Annotated in this window: 18 protein-coding genes, 1 pseudogene and 1 riboswitch; of the genes and pseudogenes, 10 read left to right on the forward strand and 9 right to left on the reverse strand. The window is 53.6% G+C overall.

The window, feature by feature from the left end:
* Positions 1–417: 417 nt before the first annotated feature.
* Both purH and purD read left to right on the forward strand, forming a co-directional pair.
* Positions 418–2,007, forward strand: coding sequence for a bifunctional phosphoribosylaminoimidazolecarboxamide formyltransferase/IMP cyclohydrolase (gene purH / locus EA14781_RS10885; RefSeq protein WP_001187488.1), 1,590 nt, complete (start codon positions 418–420; stop codon positions 2,005–2,007).
* 11 nt (positions 2,008–2,018) lie between these two features.
* Positions 2,019–3,308, forward strand: coding sequence for a phosphoribosylamine--glycine ligase (purD, locus tag EA14781_RS10890; RefSeq protein WP_000866830.1), 1,290 nt, complete (start codon positions 2,019–2,021; stop codon positions 3,306–3,308).
* Here purD and zraR read toward each other — a convergent pair.
* Both zraR and zraS read right to left on the reverse strand, forming a co-directional pair.
* Positions 3,305–4,631 (reverse strand): annotated as a pseudogene (zraR, locus tag EA14781_RS10895) (sigma-54-dependent response regulator transcription factor ZraR). The gene purD and the pseudogene zraR overlap by 4 nt on opposite strands.
* Entirely contained in the window at positions 4,628–6,043 is a 1,416-nt protein-coding gene (gene zraS, locus EA14781_RS10900) for a two-component system sensor histidine kinase ZraS (protein WP_000166335.1), read from the reverse strand. Before zraS ends, zraR begins: the two are co-directional and overlap by 4 nt.
* Positions 6,044–6,259: 216 nt before the next feature.
* Here zraS and zraP point away from each other — a divergent pair, with 216 nt between their 5' ends.
* A complete protein-coding gene (zraP, locus tag EA14781_RS10905; RefSeq protein ID WP_000828220.1) occupies positions 6,260–6,667 on the forward strand; it encodes a zinc resistance sensor/chaperone ZraP in 408 nt (135 codons plus the stop codon).
* A 1-nt stretch (position 6,668) separates the two neighbouring features.
* On the opposite strand, the gene EA14781_RS10910 is transcribed toward zraP, so the two are convergent.
* From EA14781_RS10910 to nudC, 6 genes are all read right to left on the reverse strand, one after another.
* Positions 6,669–7,364, reverse strand: a complete 696-nt coding sequence (locus EA14781_RS10910) for a DUF1481 domain-containing protein (protein ID WP_032275427.1) — start codon at positions 7,362–7,364, stop codon at positions 6,669–6,671.
* Positions 7,365–7,376: 12 nt separating this feature from the next.
* Positions 7,377–7,649 (reverse strand): nucleoid-associated protein HU-alpha, encoded by a 273-nt coding sequence (hupA, locus tag EA14781_RS10915; RefSeq protein WP_001044513.1) that lies wholly within the window; start codon positions 7,647–7,649, stop codon positions 7,377–7,379.
* A 186-nt stretch (positions 7,650–7,835) separates the two neighbouring features.
* Positions 7,836–8,426: a YjaG family protein gene (locus tag EA14781_RS10920; protein ID WP_000940097.1), complete on the reverse strand. Its 591-nt coding sequence runs from the start codon at positions 8,424–8,426 to the stop codon at positions 7,836–7,838.
* A 42-nt stretch (positions 8,427–8,468) separates the two neighbouring features.
* Entirely contained in the window at positions 8,469–9,140 is a 672-nt protein-coding gene (gene nfi / locus EA14781_RS10925) for a deoxyribonuclease V (RefSeq protein ID WP_000362381.1), read from the reverse strand.
* 9 nt (positions 9,141–9,149) lie between these two features.
* Positions 9,150–10,214 (reverse strand): uroporphyrinogen decarboxylase, encoded by a 1,065-nt coding sequence (gene hemE / locus EA14781_RS10930; protein WP_000137648.1) that lies wholly within the window; start codon positions 10,212–10,214, stop codon positions 9,150–9,152.
* A gap of 39 nt (positions 10,215–10,253) precedes the next feature.
* Positions 10,254–11,027, reverse strand: coding sequence for an NAD(+) diphosphatase (nudC, locus tag EA14781_RS10935; RefSeq protein WP_000373948.1), 774 nt, complete (start codon positions 11,025–11,027; stop codon positions 10,254–10,256).
* Positions 11,028–11,121: 94 nt separating this feature from the next.
* Here nudC and EA14781_RS10940 point away from each other — a divergent pair, with 94 nt between their 5' ends.
* From EA14781_RS10940 to thiH, 7 genes are all read left to right on the forward strand, one after another.
* Positions 11,122–11,598, forward strand: coding sequence for an Rsd/AlgQ family anti-sigma factor (locus EA14781_RS10940; RefSeq protein WP_000934293.1), 477 nt, complete (start codon positions 11,122–11,124; stop codon positions 11,596–11,598).
* 51 nt (positions 11,599–11,649) lie between these two features.
* Positions 11,650–11,750: riboswitch (TPP riboswitch) on the forward strand.
* Between the two features lie 79 nt (positions 11,751–11,829).
* The gene (thiC, locus tag EA14781_RS10945) at positions 11,830–13,713 is read left to right on the forward strand and encodes a phosphomethylpyrimidine synthase ThiC (RefSeq protein ID WP_001276889.1); all 1,884 of its coding nucleotides are present in this window, start codon (positions 11,830–11,832) and stop codon (positions 13,711–13,713) included.
* The gene (gene thiE, locus EA14781_RS10950; protein ID WP_000284605.1) at positions 13,713–14,348 is read left to right on the forward strand and encodes a thiamine phosphate synthase; all 636 of its coding nucleotides are present in this window, start codon (positions 13,713–13,715) and stop codon (positions 14,346–14,348) included. Before thiC ends, thiE begins: the two co-directional genes overlap by 1 nt.
* Positions 14,341–15,096 carry a thiazole biosynthesis adenylyltransferase ThiF gene (gene thiF / locus EA14781_RS10955; protein ID WP_000999723.1) on the forward strand — a complete coding sequence of 252 codons (756 nt, stop codon included), beginning with the start codon at positions 14,341–14,343 and terminating at the stop codon, positions 15,094–15,096. The genes thiE and thiF overlap by 8 nt, the downstream gene beginning before the upstream one ends.
* On the forward strand, positions 15,080–15,280 hold the full coding sequence (gene thiS, locus EA14781_RS10960; RefSeq protein WP_001166227.1) for a sulfur carrier protein ThiS: 201 nt from the start codon (positions 15,080–15,082) through the stop codon (positions 15,278–15,280). Before thiF ends, thiS begins: the two co-directional genes overlap by 17 nt.
* Before the next feature lies 1 nt (position 15,281).
* Positions 15,282–16,052 (forward strand): thiazole synthase, encoded by a 771-nt coding sequence (gene thiG / locus EA14781_RS10965; RefSeq protein ID WP_000944118.1) that lies wholly within the window; start codon positions 15,282–15,284, stop codon positions 16,050–16,052.
* The gene (gene thiH / locus EA14781_RS10970; protein ID WP_000847427.1) at positions 16,049–17,182 is read left to right on the forward strand and encodes a 2-iminoacetate synthase ThiH; all 1,134 of its coding nucleotides are present in this window, start codon (positions 16,049–16,051) and stop codon (positions 17,180–17,182) included. Before thiG ends, thiH begins: the two co-directional genes overlap by 4 nt.
* A gap of 410 nt (positions 17,183–17,592) precedes the next feature.
* Here the strand turns inward: thiH and yjaZ are convergent, their stop codons facing one another.
* Positions 17,593–18,132, reverse strand: a complete 540-nt coding sequence (yjaZ, locus tag EA14781_RS10975; protein ID WP_024164681.1) for a stationary phase growth adaptation protein YjaZ — start codon at positions 18,130–18,132, stop codon at positions 17,593–17,595.
* Positions 18,133–18,282: the final 150 nt, after the last annotated feature.

The raw sequence follows: 18,282 nt of genomic DNA on the forward strand, positions 1-18,282 counted from the left end.
TCTTTCAGAGTCAACCCCGAATTTCAGGATTTTTCTCTTCAACCGAACCGGCTATTTGTGTGAAGTGATTCACATCCGCCGTGTCGATGGAGGCGCATTATAGGGAGTTCCCGCGCATCCGCAATAGAAAAATTGCAGAAAAATGACTGACTGCTGCATTCCCCAGCAAAACACCGCTTTATACCTTTTTACGCACAGATTTATCCACAATCATCAATGTAATTTCTGTATTTTTCCCACGGTAACCACTGTCAAAATTGTGATCGCCATTGAAAAGAAAAATTCGCGAGCGTTGCGCAAACGTTTTCGTTACAATGCGGGCGAAAAATAAGGATGCCCCGTTAGGGGTGTTAGCTGAGTTTTTCGCGAAAAATTCAGCTAACGCTCTCTGTAATAGTCAAATCCAGGGGATTTACCATGCAACAACGTCGTCCAGTCCGCCGCGCTCTGCTCAGTGTCTCTGACAAAGCCGATATCGTCGAATTCGCCCAGGCACTTTCCGCACGCGGTGTGGAGCTGCTGTCTACAGGGGGCACTGCCCGTCTGTTAGCGGAAAAAGGTTTGCCGGTAACCGAAGTTTCCGATTACACCGGTTTCCCGGAGATGATGGATGGACGCGTGAAGACCCTGCATCCAAAAGTGCATGGTGGCATTCTGGGTCGTCGCGGCCAGGATGATGCCATTATGGAAGAACATCAGATCCAGCCTATCGATATGGTGGTTGTTAACCTGTATCCGTTCGCCCAGACCGTGGCCCGTGAAGGTTGCTCGCTGGAAGATGCGGTTGAGAACATCGATATCGGCGGTCCAACGATGGTGCGCTCCGCCGCCAAGAACCATAAAGATGTCGCAATCGTGGTGAAGAGCAGCGACTACGACGCCATTATTAAAGAGATGGATGCCAACGAAGGATCGCTGACGCTTGCAACCCGTTTCGACCTCGCTATCAAAGCCTTCGAACACACTGCCGCCTACGACAGCATGATTGCCAACTACTTCGGCAGCATGGTTCCGGCTTACCACGGTGAAAGCAAAGAAGCCGCCGGTCGCTTCCCGCGCACGCTGAACCTGAATTTCATTAAGAAGCAGGATATGCGCTACGGCGAGAACAGCCACCAGCAGGCGGCCTTCTATATAGAAGAGAACGTGAAAGAAGCCTCTGTTGCCACCGCAACCCAGGTTCAGGGTAAAGCCCTCTCTTATAACAACATCGCCGATACCGATGCGGCGCTGGAGTGCGTGAAAGAGTTCGCCGAGCCAGCATGTGTGATTGTGAAGCACGCCAACCCTTGCGGCGTGGCTATCGGCAATTCCCTTCTTGATGCTTACGATCGCGCGTACAAAACCGACCCAACCTCCGCATTCGGCGGCATTATTGCCTTTAACCGCGAGCTGGATGCTGAAACCGCACAGGCCATCATTTCTCGTCAGTTTGTCGAAGTGATCATTGCACCGTCCGCCAGCGAAGAAGCCCTGAAAATCACCGCCGCCAAGCAGAACGTACGCGTTCTGACCTGCGGTCAGTGGGGCGAACGTGTTCCGGGCCTTGATTTCAAACGCGTTAACGGCGGTCTGCTGGTTCAGGATCGCGATCTGGGGATGGTCGGTGCGGAAGAACTGCGTGTCGTCACCAAACGCCAGCCGACTGAACAGGAACTGCGTGATGCACTATTCTGTTGGAAGGTAGCGAAGTTCGTTAAGTCTAACGCCATCGTCTATGCCAAAAACAATATGACCATCGGGATTGGCGCGGGCCAGATGAGCCGCGTGTACTCCGCAAAAATCGCCGGTATTAAAGCGGCCGATGAAGGTCTGGAAGTGAAAGGTTCCTCGATGGCCTCTGACGCGTTCTTCCCGTTCCGTGACGGTATTGATGCCGCCGCCGCTGCGGGCGTGACCTGTGTAATCCAGCCTGGCGGTTCTATCCGTGATGACGAAGTGATTGCCGCCGCCGATGAACACGGTATTGCGATGCTCTTCACCGACATGCGCCACTTCCGCCATTAATGGAGCGACAGATGAAAGTATTAGTGATTGGTAACGGCGGGCGCGAGCACGCGCTGGCCTGGAAAGCGGCGCAGTCGCCGCTGGTTGAAACTGTTTTTGTTGCTCCGGGTAACGCAGGCACTGCACTGGAACCCGCGCTGCAAAACGTTGCTATCGGCGTGACCGATATCCCGGCGCTGCTGGATTTCGCGCAAAACGAAAAGGTAGATCTAACCATCGTCGGCCCGGAAGCGCCGCTGGTGAAAGGCGTGGTTGATACCTTCCGCGCCGCCGGGCTGAAAATCTTCGGTCCAACCGCAGGTGCCGCGCAACTGGAAGGCTCGAAAGCATTTACCAAAGATTTCCTGGCCCGCCATAAAATCCCTACGGCGGAATACCAGAACTTTACCGAGGTAGAACCTGCGCTGGCGTATCTGCGTGAGAAAGGCGCGCCAATCGTCATTAAAGCGGACGGTCTGGCTGCCGGGAAAGGCGTGATCGTGGCGATGACGCTGGAAGAAGCCGAAGCCGCCGTTCACGATATGCTGGCGGGCAACGCTTTTGGCGACGCGGGTCATCGCATTGTTATCGAAGAATTTCTCGATGGCGAAGAAGCGAGCTTTATCGTGATGGTGGATGGCGAGCATGTGCTGCCGATGGCCACCAGCCAGGATCACAAACGCGTAGGCGATAAAGATACCGGACCAAACACGGGCGGGATGGGCGCTTACTCCCCTGCCCCGGTAGTAACCGATGACGTTCATCAGCGCACCATGGAACGTATCATTTGGCCAACCGTGAAAGGCATGGCGGCGGAAGGCAACACCTACACCGGTTTTCTCTACGCGGGCCTGATGATCGACAAACAGGGCAATCCGAAGGTTATCGAATTTAACTGCCGCTTTGGCGACCCGGAAACCCAGCCGATTATGCTGCGCATGAAGTCCGATCTGGTTGAACTCTGCCTGGCAGCCTGTGAAGGCAAGCTGGACGAGAAAACGTCCGAGTGGGATGACCGTGCTTCTCTCGGCGTGGTGATGGCTGCGGGCGGGTATCCGGGTGATTATCGCACCGGCGATGTGATCCACGGCCTGCCGCTGGAAGAAGTGGCAGGCGGCAAAGTGTTCCATGCGGGCACAAAACTGGCGGATGACGAGCAGGTGGTGACCAGCGGCGGACGCGTACTGTGCGTCACCGCGCTGGGTCATACCGTAGCTGAAGCGCAGAAACGCGCTTATGCCTTAATGACCGATATCCACTGGGACGATTGCTTCTGCCGGAAAGATATCGGCTGGCGCGCCATCGAACGCGAACAGAACTAACGCGACAGTTTTGCCAACAGCGTTTTACGCGTAATTCCTAACTGACGGGCGGCTTCAGTTTTGTTGCCGCCCGTTTTCTCCAGCGCCGCCAGAATCACCTCTTTTTCCACTTCCACCAACGGCTGAATATCCTGGCTTTGCGCTAGCGGGATCGGCGTACTGGCAATCGCCAGCGGCAGCTCGCGTTCGGAAATATATTCCCCGGTCAGCAGTACCACCGCCCGTTCCACCGCGTTTTCCAGTTCACGAATATTTCCCGGCCAGTCGTAGTGAATCAGCAGATCCATCGCCTAGGGCGTAAAACCTTTTACCGCCTTGCGATTACGTTCGGCAAACCGCTGAAGAAAATGGTCAGCCAGCAGGGGAATATCTTCCCGCCGTTGCCGCAGCGACGGTACTTCAATTGCCACCACGTTCAGGCGATAGTAGAGATCCTGGCGAAAACGCCCGGCATTCACCTCCTCGGCAAGATCGCGATGGGTCGCCGCAATCAGCCGGACATCAACCGGGATAGTCTGGTTGCTACCGACACGTTGCTACTTCGCGCTCCTGAATGGCACGCAGCAGGCGAACCTGCATCATCGGCGAGATATCGCCAATTTCATCGAGAAACAGCGTGCCGCCATCTGCCTCAACAAAGCGCCCTTCCCGCCGTTTGTCGGCGCCGGTAAACGCCCCTTTTTCGTGACCAAACAATTCGGATTCCAGTAAGGATTCGTTGAGCGCCGCGCAGTTAAGTGCCACCAGAGGCTTTTCGCGACGGGCGCTACTGGCGTGAATCGCTCTGGCAACCAGCTCTTTGCCCGTGCCGGAATCGCCGTGGATCAACACAGTGGCTTCTGATGGCGCGACGAGGGCAATTTCACTGAGCAGGTGCTGCATCGCCGGGCTTTTGCCAACCATACCGAACTGGCTGGCAGACACCGCAGGCATTTCAGCGTCAACACAGTGCGTATGCGCGAGCGCCTTTTCCAGCGTCGCCTGCAGGTTATCGAAATCCAGCGGCTTAATGAGATAATCCAGCGCCCCGGTTTTCAACGCCTCTACCGCCGTCTCGACGCTGGAGTACGCGGTCATAATCAGTACCGGAATCGCCGGATTTAACGCTTTGCTCTCTTTCAGCGTGGCAATACCGTCCATCTCAGCCATTCGCACATCGCAAAGCACGAGATCAAAAACCTGCTCCCGCACCTGTGCCAGCGCCTGTCGCCCGCTGTTCGCCAGCGCGACGTTATAGCCCCAGCCGCGCAGCAATGCCTGCAAGATAGTGCAGTGGCTAATGTCATCATCCACCACCAGAATATCGATATTATCGTGCGTCATCCTTGTGGGTCCTTATGCGTAATATTGACCGGAAGCCAGAGGGTGAACGTAGCGCCTTTCCCCTCCTGACTTGCGACCTGAATTGTACCACCGTGTTGTTCAACAATATTATGTACGACCGCCAGCCCCAACCCGGTACCTTCGGCTTTGGTGGTGAAATACGGGGTGAAGATGGCTTCAAGCTGATCCGCCGCAATTCCCTTACCGCTGTCGGTAACGCTGATTTTCACGCCCGCTCCGCTTTCATTTGCCACAACGCTAATCACGCCATGCTGACCAATAGCCTGAATGGCATTGAGATAGAGATTCAGCAGAACCTGAGTCAGCCGGTCCGGGTCGGCCTGAATTTGCGGCAATGTGTCGTTGGCGGTAAAGCGTAACTGGATCTCCCGGCTGTTTGCATCCTGGCTTACCAGCTGTAATGAGTGGTTAATCAGAGTATTGAGATCCACCGTCTGCAAAGCCAGATGCGTTGGCTTAACTAACTCCAGCAGCTCACTTACCACACGATTCAAACGGTCGGCTTCTTTCGCCATCACCTGCGCCAGTTGATGCGCTTCGCCACCCGCAGGCGCGCGCTCGGCGAAGTATTTCGCCAGCCCTTTAATGGATGAAAGCGGGTTACGGATTTCGTGGGCGACACCTGCTGCCAGATGCCCCAACGCCACCAGCTTCTCTTTGCGTTTCATCTCATCCTGCAGAAGCTGGCGCGAGCGCAAATATCGACGATACCAGAAGAAAGACAACACGCTTGCCAGCAGTACTGTCGCCAGCGCGAAGATAATAATCAGGGTATTGCGTTTTTCTCCTGCCTGAGTAGCTACCAGATCGCTGGCATCAACAGCGATAAAAATAACCTGTTGTGCCTCTCCCAATGGCGCACCTTCGTTGCTGCAGCGCGGCATATTATGCATGCCGTGGCGCCAGGAAGCCGACATTGGCTGGAATAAGCGATAAACCTCAAGTGCAGGTTCATTTCCTGTGTTATCCATCAGTCTCCAGCGAGCGTTTTCCTCTGGCTTTAACTGCTTCATTTCGTCGGGTGTATACAGAGGGCGTCCAACCATATTGGGATTGCTATGAAGAACGATAATCCCCTGCGCATTAGTCACGGCAAACCACAACACTCCCGGTTGCCCTGCCATCTCTTCCAGCAATGCCTGTTGCTGCACATGATGCATACGCATACCCATGCCCACGCGGCTTCCTGATTCCAGAGCGCGAATGAGTACATTTCCTTTTTCCAGTAATGCCTGCCGATCGGCCTCACTCGCCCGGCCATAATCCCGAATGACGGTTACCGCAAACAACCCTACCAGCACCAGAATCGCCACCGGAAGAATCGTGCTGAGCCATTTCGCTAAGGTATCTTTTGGTCGCTGCATAAAACGATCTGCTCTTTGCTTGGTCATTCCTTCTGAACAGCAGAAATCATGCCATCTTTTATCGACTGTGACCCTGCGCTGAAACACAAAGGCTTGTGTTTCAATGAGTAAAAACGACTCACTCTCCACGACTGGCGAGTCATTTTTACTCGCTTGCCGCAACAGAAAGCCCATCAGACCTGTTTTTTTAGTTGGCACGGAAAATGCAAATACCCGAAGAAAACAACCACATGAGGATGAGTCATGAAACGGAACACGAAAATTGCCCTGGTCATGATGGCGCTTTCAGCAATGGCAATGGGAGCAACACCAGCATTCGCCCACGGCGGACACGGCATGTGGCAGCAAAACGCCGCCCCCTTGACCAGCGAACAACAGACAGTCTGGCAAAAAATTCATAATGACTTTTACGCCCAAAGCAGCGTGCTGCAACAACAACTGGTGACGAAGCGTTATGAATACAACGCGTTGTTAGCCGCGAACCCACCGGATAGCAGCAAAATCAATGCCGTTGCTAAAGAGATGGAAACGCTGCGTCAATCATTAGACGAGTTACGGGTTAAACGCGATATTGCGTTGGCTGAAGCGGGTATCCCGCGCGGTTACGGTGGTTGCGATGGTGGCGGTCATATGGGCATGGGCCACTGGTAAATCAAAACGTCTTCTCGTTGGGTTGCCAACGGCAGAAATCAGAGTTTGCCACTAACAGTAATTGCGAACCCTCGGGCGCTTCCAGCCATGCCACGCTCACATCAACAGATGAGCGGCTCTGGCGGCGCTCGATATGCGCTATCGCCTGCGCATCTAAATCAGGTTTAATGGTTTGCCCTTCACAGGTGGTTACTGTCTGCTCCATCGCATGCCAGCGTCCCTGACGCAGCACGACTCTCCCCTGGCGTAAGGCATCGCTAATCTCGCGGATCTGCGCGGCACGATAACGGTATAAATCGATCTGATCATTGGAAAGCTGCTGCTTTTGCCCGTCGGATTCACGTTGCATAAAGCTCAAGTCACCGCGATCGTCAAAACGCGCCCGGATGTTTACCGGCGGTTTGCTGTAAACGTTGATATTGATAAGTGTGAGGTTATCGCCCTGCCAGCGATACTCTCGCGTCGTGGTATCGCCATTGCGCCACGGGCTAAACACGGCAAGCAAATGGACATTATCGCCGCTGTCTTTTCGCCAGATGCGGACCGCGCCCTGATCTTCAGCAAATCCACTGGCGGTAAAGGGAGGAAGTGAAGCGTTGTGGCTACAGGCAGTGAGAAACAGAGCGCCAGCCAGCATCAATGATCGACGCCAGAAAGACAAAAGGGGTGAAACCACCCCTTCGTTAAAACTGTTCACTGCCACGCAATCTTACTTAACTGCGTCTTTCAGTGCCTTGCCAGAAACAAACGCCGGTACGTTAGCTGCGGCAATTTTAATTTCTTTACCGGTCTGCGGGTTGCGGCCAGTACGCTCAGCGCGGTGGTTCACTTTGAAGGTACCGAAACCAACCAGTTGTACAGCATCGCCTTCTTTCAGAGACTCAGTAATTGCAGCCAGAGTGGACTCCAGAGCAGCTTTAGCCTGGGTTTTGGACAGTTCTGCTTTCTCTGCAATTACATCAATCAGTTGAGTCTTGTTCATAAGTTATCCTTACAATGTGTTTATCGCTTGCTAAGCATCGAGTGCGACGGAAATGCCAGAATAGCACTCTCCTGCATACACGCACCGATAGCCACTTTTTTTCGCCCCCCAAATGTAGACCAGACGGGGGGCGAAAGGGAAGACTCCAGGTACGACAAATCAGGCGTTAAATCACGTTTTCTGGTCTTATTGCTGAAAAATTATACCAATATTGCTCTCACCCGCCTCACGCAGGTCCGCTCTCAACCCTTTTATCAGATCGATATCGCGTTCTTCGCAATCGGCTAAAAGTCGGAAAATTTCCCACTGAATGTCCCATTCTTGCTCTACTGCTGGGTTTTCCTTGAGCTCTTCATCGCTCATTTCGCGACCAGCCTGAGTCATTTCCAGCATCGCGACAGTGGTGATGGAAGTCTTACTCACTTCCACCGCGTGTTCGAGCGTTTCGCCACTCAAACGTGAATGGACCAGTTCACTTAACGCCACGCAGGCGTCGATTGCTGGATAAACGCCGTACAGATCGAAATCGTCTGCAGAAGGAATCGCTTCTTCAAACTTCTCCAGCTGGCTGTCGAAATTTACTTTTGCGTCTTTGACGGTCAGCATTTCCCAGATGAGATCGAGAATACGGCGGTAAATTTGCCCATCACCAAAACCTGTCTGCTGGCAGAACATGGCGTAGTTGGGGTACATGCGTTCGCATAAGCAAGCCATGAAAGTGACGTGCTGCCAGCTTTCCAGGCGCTCCAGACGCAGATGAATCGGGTTTTGTAACATGTTGAGTTCTCAGATACGAAAATTATCCGCAGTTTACCTGAATTAGGGGTGATTTGCTGTATAGCGCACAAACGCCGGACGTTCCGAGGCCACCGCGTCCGCCCAGCGCGTTGGCTCCGGCAGACGATAGCCTTTCATGCAGCGTTGCACCCACGCCAGCGCGCTGTCCACGCTGACCCGATGGCCGGTAGAAATAAACAACGGGTTACAGCGCGCTTTGCTGCGCCAGACCCAGGCCAGCTGCTCGCCTTTATCCATCAGCGGGGCCAGTGCGCCCGGTTCGCTGGAGAGCGGTTCGAATTTACCGCATAGTCGTTTTTTCGCTACGCCAATGGTCGGCACATCCACCAGCAAACCAAAATGGCTGGCGACGCCAAGACGGCGAGGATGCGAGATCCCATGACCATCGACAAACACTAAATCCGGTTTTTGCGACAGCATGTCCCACGCGGCAAGCAGCGCAGGATATTCACGGAAGGAAAGAAAACCAGGAATGTAAGGCATGGTGGTGGCGATACGTGCCACTTTATACTCCACCAGCTCAAGCGAGGGGTATTTCAGCAGCACCATCGCCGCTCGCGTCACTTCTCCGCCTTGCTCAAACCCGACATCGGCTCCGGCGATCAGATCCGGGGGATCTTTATCGAGTCGATCCTCGCGGATCACAGAAGAAGCCAGTTCGATTTGTTGAGCGCGTAATGACGCGAGATCCATAATCACTCCTTAGCGGTGATATTGTTCAGACAAGCGATGCACTGCCTCGACAAACACGCCAGCATGTTCTGGCGGCACATCCTGATGAATTCCATGGCCGAGGTTAAAGACATGGCCTTCGCCGTGACCAAAACCGGCAAGAATTGTCGCCACTTCTTCTTCAATGCGTGCTGGCGGTGCATACAACATTGATGGGTCCATGTTGCCCTGCAACGCGACTTTATCACCCACACGACGACGCGCATCGGCGATATCCGTTGTCCAGTCGAGGCCCAGCGCATCGCAGCCGGTTTCTGCCATCGCTTCCAGCCACTGTCCGCCGCCTTTGGTAAACAGCGTGACCGGCACGCGGCGACCGTCGTTTTCACGCAGTAAGCCATCAACAATTTTATGCATGTAATAGAGCGAGAACTGTTGATAATCACGCCCGGTAAGCACGCCGCCCCAGGTGTCGAAAATCATCACTGCCTGGGCGCCAGCTTTGATCTGTGCATTCAGATACAACGTGACGCTTTTCGCCAGTTTATCGAGCAGCGCGTGCAGCGCCTGCGGATCGGCATACATCATCTTTTTGATCACGGTGAAGGCTTTGCTGCTACCGCCTTCAACCATGTAAGTCGCCAGCGTCCACGGGCTGCCGGAAAAACCAATCAGCGGCACTTCGCCTTTCAGTTCGCGGCGAATGGTACGCACCGCGTTCATCACGTAACCCAGCTCATCTTCCGGGTCCGGGATTGGCAGTTTATCGACATCGGCTTTACAGGTAACTGGCGAGGTGAATCGCGGACCTTCTCCGGCTTCAAAATAAAGCCCTAGCCCCATCGCATCCGGGACAGTCAGAATGTCGGAGAAAAGAATCGCCGCATCCAGCGGATAGCGACGCAGCGGTTGCAAAGTCACTTCGCACGCCAGCTCGGCATTTTTGCACAGCGACATAAAATCACCCGCCTGAGCGCGCGTAGCTTTATATTCCGGTAGATAGCGACCCGCCTGGCGCATCATCCATACTGGAGTGACATCAACGGGCTGGCGCAGCAGCGCCCGCAGATAACGATCGTTTTTAAGTTCGGTCATTTTGGCTGTTCCTTAGTGCGTCAGGCGGTCAGTGTATCATCACTCATACTCTGCCCGACACATCGCCACTGTATCTTCTATCAGACGACGCGCCACGGTACCGGGCGGCGGCAGTAACGGCAAATCGTCGTAGCGATACCAGTTCGCCTCCAGCAATTCTTTCGGGTCGATCACGATGTCGCCGCTGTCATATTCCGCCATAAACGCGGTCATTAAAGACTGGGGAAACGGCCACGGTTGGGAAGTCACGTAACGCAAGTTTTTAACTTTAATTCCGCTCTCTTCCATCACTTCACGCGCGACTGCCTGCTCGAGGGTTTCGCCCACTTCGACAAATCCGGCAAGTACCGTATGGACACCATTGCGATGGCGGGTATGTTGAGCGAGGAGGATCGAATCATCACGCCGGATAGCAACGATAATACAGGGGGCGATTTGTGGATAGTAACGCTCACGGCAGTGACTGCACAGCATCGCCCATTCGGTTTTGCTCGGATACATTTCATGCCCGCAATATCCGCAGTATTTATGCGAACGGTAAAACTCCGCCAGTTGCACGCCGCGTCCAGCCAGTTGAAACAGCCCGACATCCAGATCAATGACCTGGCGCACCGATCCCATATCGTGACGACGCTGCTGTTGTACTAACCAAACGGGTTCTCCCTGCCATTCGCCGATGTGTAGTGCGCGCTGGCCCACAAGATCGAAATTTACCGCTTCGCCATAGGGTAATTCGCCCTTCGGCAACCATAATTTTTGTTCATGACTGACGACCCACCAGCCGTGATCTAATTTTTCAATTATACGATCCATAGCTCTTGCACTACCTTTGCATCACTGGCATGTTTAACATGGTTTTTACATTTCTCACTGAGCAGTTTTTGAATTCAAACTTGCGGAGTCAATCATGCTTAACCAGCTCGATAACCTGACGGAGCACGTCAGAGGAAGTAACAAACTGGTTGATCGCTGGCTACATGTACGTAAGCATCTGCTCGTGGCTTACTACAATCTGGTTGGCATTAAGCCTGGTAAAGAATCGTACATGAGGCTAAATGAAAAAGCCCTTGATGATTTTTGCCAGAGTCTGGTCGATTACTTGTCTGCCGGACATTTCAGTATTTATGAACGCATTCTTCATAAGCTGGAAGGCAACGGGCAACTCGCTCGCGCCACGAAGATTTGGCCCCAGCTTGAAGCCAATACCCAACAGATTATGGATTACTACGATTCCAGCCTGGAAACCGCCATCGATCACGATAATTACCTTGAGTTTCAACAGGTTTTATCTGACATCGGCGAGGCGCTGGAAGCGCGCTTTGTGTTGGAAGATAAGCTGATTCTGCTGGTGCTTGATGCCGCTCGCGTCAAACATCCTGCTTGAGTTCTGCGCGGTTAACGCGTAATTTACAGCCAACGCCCCGTCTGCGGGGCTAATTTCTTGTCGGAGTGCCTTAACTGGCTGAGACCGTTTATTCGGGATCCGCGGAACCTGATCAGGCTAATACCTGCGAAGGGAACAAGAGTTAATCTGCTATCGCATCGCCTTTGCGGCGATCGTCTCTTGCTTCATCCGTCGTCTGACAAGCCACGTCCTTAACTTTTGGAATGAGCTATGTCTGCAACAAAACTGACCCGCCGCGAACAACGCGCCCAGGCCCAACATTTTATCGATACTCTGGAGGGCACCGCCTTTCCGAACTCAAAACGCATTTACATCACCGGCACACACCCCGGCGTTCGCGTGCCAATGCGTGAGATCCAGCTTAGCCCGACGCTAATCGGCGGTAGCAAAGAACAAGAAAACGAAGCGATTCCGGTCTATGACACCTCCGGCCCGTATGGCGACCCACTGATCGCCATTAACGTGCAGCAAGGGCTGGCAAAACTGCGCCAGCCGTGGATCGATGCACGCGGCGATACCGAAGAACTTACCGTGCGCAGTTCCGATTACACTAAAGCGCGGCTGGCAGATGATGGCCTCGACGAGCTGCGTTTTAGCGGCGTATTAACGCCAAAACGCGCTAAAGCAGGGCGCCGCGTCACACAACTGCACTATGCCCGCCAGGGTATCATCACGCCGGAGATGGAGTTCATCGCCATCCGCGAGAATATGGGCCGCGAGCGCATACGTAGCGAAGTTTTACGCCACCAGCATCCGGGAATGAGTTTTGGCGCACGCTTGCCGGAAAATATCACCGCGGAATTCGTCCGTGATGAGGTCGCTGCCGGACGCGCGATTATCCCCGCCAACATTAATCATCCTGAATCAGAACCGATGATTATTGGTCGCAATTTCCTGGTAAAAGTTAACGCCAATATCGGCAACTCGGCGGTCACCTCTTCCATCGAAGAAGAAGTGGAAAAGCTGGTATGGTCCACGCGCTGGGGAGCAGATACCGTGATGGATCTTTCCACCGGTCGCTATATTCACGAAACCCGCGAGTGGATTTTGCGTAACAGCCCGGTGCCGATCGGCACTGTGCCGATCTACCAGGCGCTGGAGAAAGTGAACGGGATCGCTGAAGATCTTACCTGGGAAGTCTTCCGTGACACGCTGCTGGAACAGGCCGAGCAAGGTGTGGATTACTTCACTATCCATGCGGGGGTACTGCTGCGCTACGTACCGATGACCGCGAAACGCCTGACCGGCATCGTCTCTCGCGGCGGTTCGATTATGGCGAAATGGTGTCTCTCCCATCATCAGGAAAATTTCCTCTATCAACACTTCCGCGAAATTTGTGAAATCTGTGCCGCTTATGATGTTTCGCTGTCGCTGGGTGACGGCCTGCGCCCCGGTTCTGTTCAGGACGCCAACGATGAAGCGCAGTTTGCCGAGCTGCATACGCTGGGCGAACTGACCAAAATCGCCTGGGAATATGACGTACAGGTGATGATTGAAGGCCCCGGGCATGTGCCGATGCAGATGATTCGCCGCAATATGACCGAGGAGTTAGAGCACTGCCACGAAGCGCCATTTTACACTCTCGGGCCGCTGACCACCGATATTGCGCCAGGTTATGACCACTTCACGTCGGGGATTGGTGCGGCGATGATTGGCTGGTTTGGCTGTGCGATGCTCTGCTACGTAACGCCAAAAGAGCACCTGGGTCTGCCCAATAAAGAAGACGTTAAGCAAGGTCTTATCACCTACAAGATTGCCGCCCACGCTGCCGACCTGGCAAAAGGGCATCCGGGCGCGCAAATTCGCGATAACGCGATGTCGAAAGCCCGCTTCGAATTTCGCTGGGAAGACCAGTTTAATCTGGCTCTCGACCCGTTTACCGCCCGCGCTTATCACGATGAAACTCTGCCGCAAGAGTCCGGCAAGGTCGCCCATTTTTGCTCCATGTGTGGGCCGAAATTCTGCTCGATGAAAATCAGTCAGGAAGTGCGCGATTACGTTGCCGCACAAACCATTGAAGCGGGAATGGCGGATATGTCGGAGAACTTCCGCGCCAGAGGCGGAGAAATCTACCTGCGTAAGGAGGAAGCGTGATGTATCAGCCTGATTTTCCTCCTGTGCCCTTTCGTTTAGGACTGTACCCGGTGGTGGACAGCGTACAGTGGATCGAACGTCTGCTGGATGCAGGCGTACGTACTCTCCAGCTACGCATCAAAGATCGACGCGATGAAGAGGTGGAAGCCGATGTCGTGGCGGCAATTGCGCTGGGCCGCCGCTATAACGCGCGATTGTTTATCAACGATTACTGGCGGCTGGCAATCAAGCATCAGGCGTATGGCGTCCATTTGGGGCAGGAAGATTTGCAAGCCACCGATCTCAGCGCCATCCGCGCGGCAGGTCTGCGACTGGGCGTTTCGACCCATGACGATATGGAGATCGACGTCGCGCTGGCAGCACGCCCTTCTTATATCGCGCTGGGACATGTGTTCCCGACACAAACCAAGCAGATGCCTTCCGCACCACAGGGGTTGGAACAACTGGCACGGCACATTGAGCGTCTGGCGGATTATCCCACCGTGGCGATTGGCGGTATCAGCCTAGCGCGCGCGCCTGCGGTGATGGCGACGGGTGTCGGTAGCATTGCCGTCGTTAGTGCAATTACTCAGGCCGCAGACTGGCGCCTGGTAACAAAACAGTTGCTGGAAATTGCAGGAGTTGGTGATGAATGACCGTGACTTTATGCGTTACAGCCGCCAAATCCTGCTCGACGACATCGCTCTTGACGGGCAGCAAAAACTGCTCGATAGCCAGGTGCTGATTATTGGTCTTGGCGGATTGGGTACTCCTGCTGCGCTGTATCTGGCGGGCGCAGGCGTCGGGACGCTGATACTGGCAGATGACGACGATGTGCATTTAAGCAATCTACAACGACAAATCCTCTTTACCACTGAAGATATCAACAGCCCGAAATCGCAGGTCAGCCAACAGCGACTGACACAGTTGAATCCCGACATTCAACTGACGGCATTGCAACAACGATTAACAGGTGAGGCGTTAAAAGATGCGGTTGCACAAGCCGATGTGGTGCTCGACTGTACCGACAATATGGCGACTCGCCAGGAGATTAATGCCGCCTGCGTGGTACTCAACACACCTCTTATCACCGCCAGCGCGGTCGGATTTGGCGGTCAGTTGATGGTGCTGACGCCGCCCTGGGAGCACGGTTGTTACCGCTGTCTGTGGCCAGATAACCAGGAACCTGAACGCAACTGCCGCACGGCTGGCGTGGTTGGCCCGGTGGTCGGGGTTATGGGCACGTTGCAGGCACTGGAAGCAATTAAGTTATTAAGCGGTATAGAGACGCCTGCGGGAGAACTCCGACTGTTCGACGGTAAGTCGAGCCAGTGGCGCAGCCTGGCGTTGCGCCGCGCCAATGGTTGCCCGGTATGTGGAGGATGCAATGCAGATCCTGTTTAACGATCAACCGATGCAATGCGCCGCCGGGCAAACCGTTCACGAGCTGCTGGCGCAACTCAATCAACAACAAGCGGGTGCGGCGCTGGCGATTAATCAGCAAATCATCCCGCGCGAACAGTGGGCGCAACATATCGTGCAGGATGGCGACCAAATCCTGCTTTTTCAGGTTATTGCAGGGGGTTGAGATGTTACGTATTGCGGACAAAACGTTTGATTCACATCTGTTTACCGGCACCGGGAAATTCGCCTCTTCACAACTGATGGTGGAGTCTATTCGCGCTTCCGGCAGTCAACTGGTGACGCTGGCAATGAAACGCGTCAACTTGCGCCAGCACAACGACGATATCCTCACCCCACTTATCGCGGCGGGTGTAACGCTGCTCCCTAACACCTCTGGTGCGAAAACGGCAGAGGAAGCGATCTTCGCCGCCCATCTGGCACGTGAAGCGTTAGGCACAAACTGGCTAAAATTAGAGATTCACCCTGATGCCCGCTGGCTGTTGCCCGATCCCATCGAAACCCTGAAAGCCGCCGAAACGCTGGTGCAACAGGGATTTGTCGTGCTGCCTTACTGCGGTGCCGATCCGGTGTTGTGCAAACATCTGGAAGAAGTGGGCTGTGCAGCGGTGATGCCGCTCGGCGCACCAATTGGCTCTAATCAGGGGCTGGAAACCCGCGCCATGCTGGAGATTATTATCCAGCAAGCCACGATTCCGGTGGTCGTTGATGCTGGCATCGGCGTTCCCAGCCATGCCGCGCAGGCGCTGGAAATGGGGGCCGATGCGGTGTTAGTGAATACGGCGATTGCCGTCGCGGACGATCCCGTCAACATGGCGAAGGCATTTCGTCTGGCGGTAGAAGCAGGCTTGCTGGCACGTCAGGCCGGACCGGGCAGCCGCAGTCATTTTGCTCATGCCACCAGCCCACTGACCGGATTTCTGGAGGCATCGACATGAAAACCTTCAGCGATCGCTGGCGACAACTGGACTGGGACGACATCCACCTGCGTATCAACAGCAAAACGGCTGCTGACGTAGAGCGAGCGCTAAATGCCCCGCAACTCACCCGCGACGATATGATGGCGCTGTTATCGCCTGCCGCCAGTGACTATCTGGAACCCCTGGCCCAGCGAGCGCAGCGTCTGACTCGCCAGCGATTTGGCAATATCGTCAGCTTCTACGTCCCGCTCTATCTTTCTAATCTTTGCGCTAACGACTGCACCTATTGTGGATTTTCCATGGGCAACCGCATCAAGCGCAAAACGCTGGATGAAGCGGATATCGCCAGAGAAAGCGCCGCTATCCGGGAGATGGGCTTTGAACATTTGTTGCTGGTCACCGGTGAACATCAGGCGAAAGTGGGGATGGATTACTTTCGTCGTCATCTTCCTGCTCTGCGTGAGCAGTTCTCTTCACTACAGATGGAAGTGCAACCGCTGGCGGAGGCGGAATATGCCGAGTTAAAACAGCTTGGCCTCGATGGAGTAATGGTTTATCAGGAGACATATCATGAGGCGACTTATGCCCATCATCATCTGAAAGGTAAAAAACAGGACTTCTTCTGGCGGCTGGAAACGCCGGATCGGCTAGGGCGTGCGGGGATTGATAAGATAGGCCTCGGCGCGCTAATCGGCCTTTCCGACAGCTGGCGAGTTGACTGCTATATGGTTGCCGAACATTTGCTATGGCTGCAACGGCATTACTGGCAAAGCCGTTACTCTGTCTCCTTCCCGCGCCTGCGCCCGTGTACTGGCGGCATTGAGCCAGCGTCGATTATGGATGAACGCCAGTTAGTGCAAACCATCTGCGCCTTCCGGCTGCTTGCGCCGGAGATTGAACTGTCACTCTCCACGCGGGAATCACCGTGGTTTCGCGATCGCGTGATTCCGCTGGCAATTAATAACGTCAGCGCTTTTTCGAAAACGCAACCAGGTGGCTATGCCGACAATCACCTCGAGCTGGAACAGTTCTCACCGCACGACGATCGCAGGCCGGAAGCGGTTGCTGCCGCGTTAACCGCTCAGGGTTTACAGCCGGTATGGAAAGACTGGGACAGTTATCTGGGACGCGCCTCGCAAAAGCTATGAGACGGAATGTAACAACATAAATTTATTCCGAGCCGCTACGGAAGATGAAAAACGCAAGGTTGTTGAAAGCGTTGTGTTTTTTTATGGTAGTGCCGTCAACAGGAATGTTGTCCAGGGCGAAAAGCTTCTTCCTCGTTTCGCCCTGCCTTTCTTAAAAAATTCCGTAATGCAAAGTCTGAAGCCATCGCCTGTTGAGCAATGAAAGAGATCTGATTGTAATAGAGTAAATACTCAACTATGATAGAGACGAAAATAAGAACACATGTTCTCATCTTCCAGGATGCAGCAGACTGAAGAAATTCAGACATCCCGCAACCTGCGATTATCGCAAGGTCAAGGCAAAGTCCGGTAATGGCGTTCTGAATACCAGAGATAATTCTCTGGCGAAACCCACCTTAAGGTGGGTTTTGTTATTTTGAGGGCTGGGGAAGCTGCTTATTTCTCAATAAGTTGTAGGCAATGGTGAAAAATTTCACTGATTTACCTTTCTGTTTTTCAGAAATGGGATAAGCGCTAGTTACATGCAAACGGAGTTTTTTCTTTTCCCTGAAAGCCCTGAACGCAACAAAGTAAAATGCCTTGTCTCCTCCGTTTAAACCCACTTCAATCACGGCATAGCTACCATACCCGGCATGAATAACGTTGCTTTCTGGCAGCGCCAAAATGGTTCTTTTTAAGTGTATGCGCGCTAAGTTATAACGGTGCTGGCAGAAGGGACGAGATTCTTTAGGCGCGTGGTATATTAACGATTGTTTTTCTTCGTTCGTCTGATGTTCATAATCTTTTGTGAAGCAGTGAAGAGAGTAGGTAACCCAAAAGTGATACTCTGAAGGCTCTTTGCCCTCATGATGCTGAACGTAGACAGCCTGATGAGCATCAAGAAATGATAAATCACGAATATCACCATCCGGATGTCCAAAAGGTCGCCACTTCTCCACTTCCTGTTTCATTCTCGTTCCTTAAGAAAGTTACACAGGAATAGTATCGAATTCTTGCCGAGCTTGACTCAATTAGTTCAGTCAGTTTCAGGATATTAGTCATCTCTACATTGATTATGAGTATTCAGAAATTCCTTAAATATTCTGACAAATGGTCTTTCC

Origin of the sequence: Escherichia albertii NBRC 107761 = DSM 17582 (assembly GCF_000759775.1) — a bacterium.
In the GTDB taxonomy this organism is placed as follows: Bacteria; Pseudomonadota; Gammaproteobacteria; order Enterobacterales; family Enterobacteriaceae; genus Escherichia; species Escherichia albertii.

Coding starts and splice junctions, on each gene's coding strand:
- hemE (WP_000137648.1), bottom strand. CDS start 10,214: ATGACCGAACTTAAAAACGATCGTTATCTGCGGGCGCTGCTGCGCCAG.
- thiF (WP_000999723.1), top strand. CDS start 14,341: ATGAATGACCGTGACTTTATGCGTTACAGCCGCCAAATCCTGCTCGAC.
- nudC (WP_000373948.1), bottom strand. CDS start 11,027: ATGGATCGTATAATTGAAAAATTAGATCACGGCTGGTGGGTCGTCAGT.
- EA14781_RS10940 (WP_000934293.1), top strand. CDS start 11,122: ATGCTTAACCAGCTCGATAACCTGACGGAGCACGTCAGAGGAAGTAAC.
- zraP (WP_000828220.1), top strand. CDS start 6,260: ATGAAACGGAACACGAAAATTGCCCTGGTCATGATGGCGCTTTCAGCA.
- thiS (WP_001166227.1), top strand. CDS start 15,080: ATGCAGATCCTGTTTAACGATCAACCGATGCAATGCGCCGCCGGGCAA.
- thiG (WP_000944118.1), top strand. CDS start 15,282: ATGTTACGTATTGCGGACAAAACGTTTGATTCACATCTGTTTACCGGC.
- thiC (WP_001276889.1), top strand. CDS start 11,830: ATGTCTGCAACAAAACTGACCCGCCGCGAACAACGCGCCCAGGCCCAA.
- purD (WP_000866830.1), top strand. CDS start 2,019: ATGAAAGTATTAGTGATTGGTAACGGCGGGCGCGAGCACGCGCTGGCC.
- hupA (WP_001044513.1), bottom strand. CDS start 7,649: ATGAACAAGACTCAACTGATTGATGTAATTGCAGAGAAAGCAGAACTG.
- yjaZ (WP_024164681.1), bottom strand. CDS start 18,132: ATGAAACAGGAAGTGGAGAAGTGGCGACCTTTTGGACATCCGGATGGT.
- EA14781_RS10920 (WP_000940097.1), bottom strand. CDS start 8,426: ATGTTACAAAACCCGATTCATCTGCGTCTGGAGCGCCTGGAAAGCTGG.
- nfi (WP_000362381.1), bottom strand. CDS start 9,140: ATGGATCTCGCGTCATTACGCGCTCAACAAATCGAACTGGCTTCTTCT.
- zraS (WP_000166335.1), bottom strand. CDS start 6,043: ATGACCAAGCAAAGAGCAGATCGTTTTATGCAGCGACCAAAAGATACC.
- purH (WP_001187488.1), top strand. CDS start 418: ATGCAACAACGTCGTCCAGTCCGCCGCGCTCTGCTCAGTGTCTCTGAC.
- thiE (WP_000284605.1), top strand. CDS start 13,713: ATGTATCAGCCTGATTTTCCTCCTGTGCCCTTTCGTTTAGGACTGTAC.
- thiH (WP_000847427.1), top strand. CDS start 16,049: ATGAAAACCTTCAGCGATCGCTGGCGACAACTGGACTGGGACGACATC.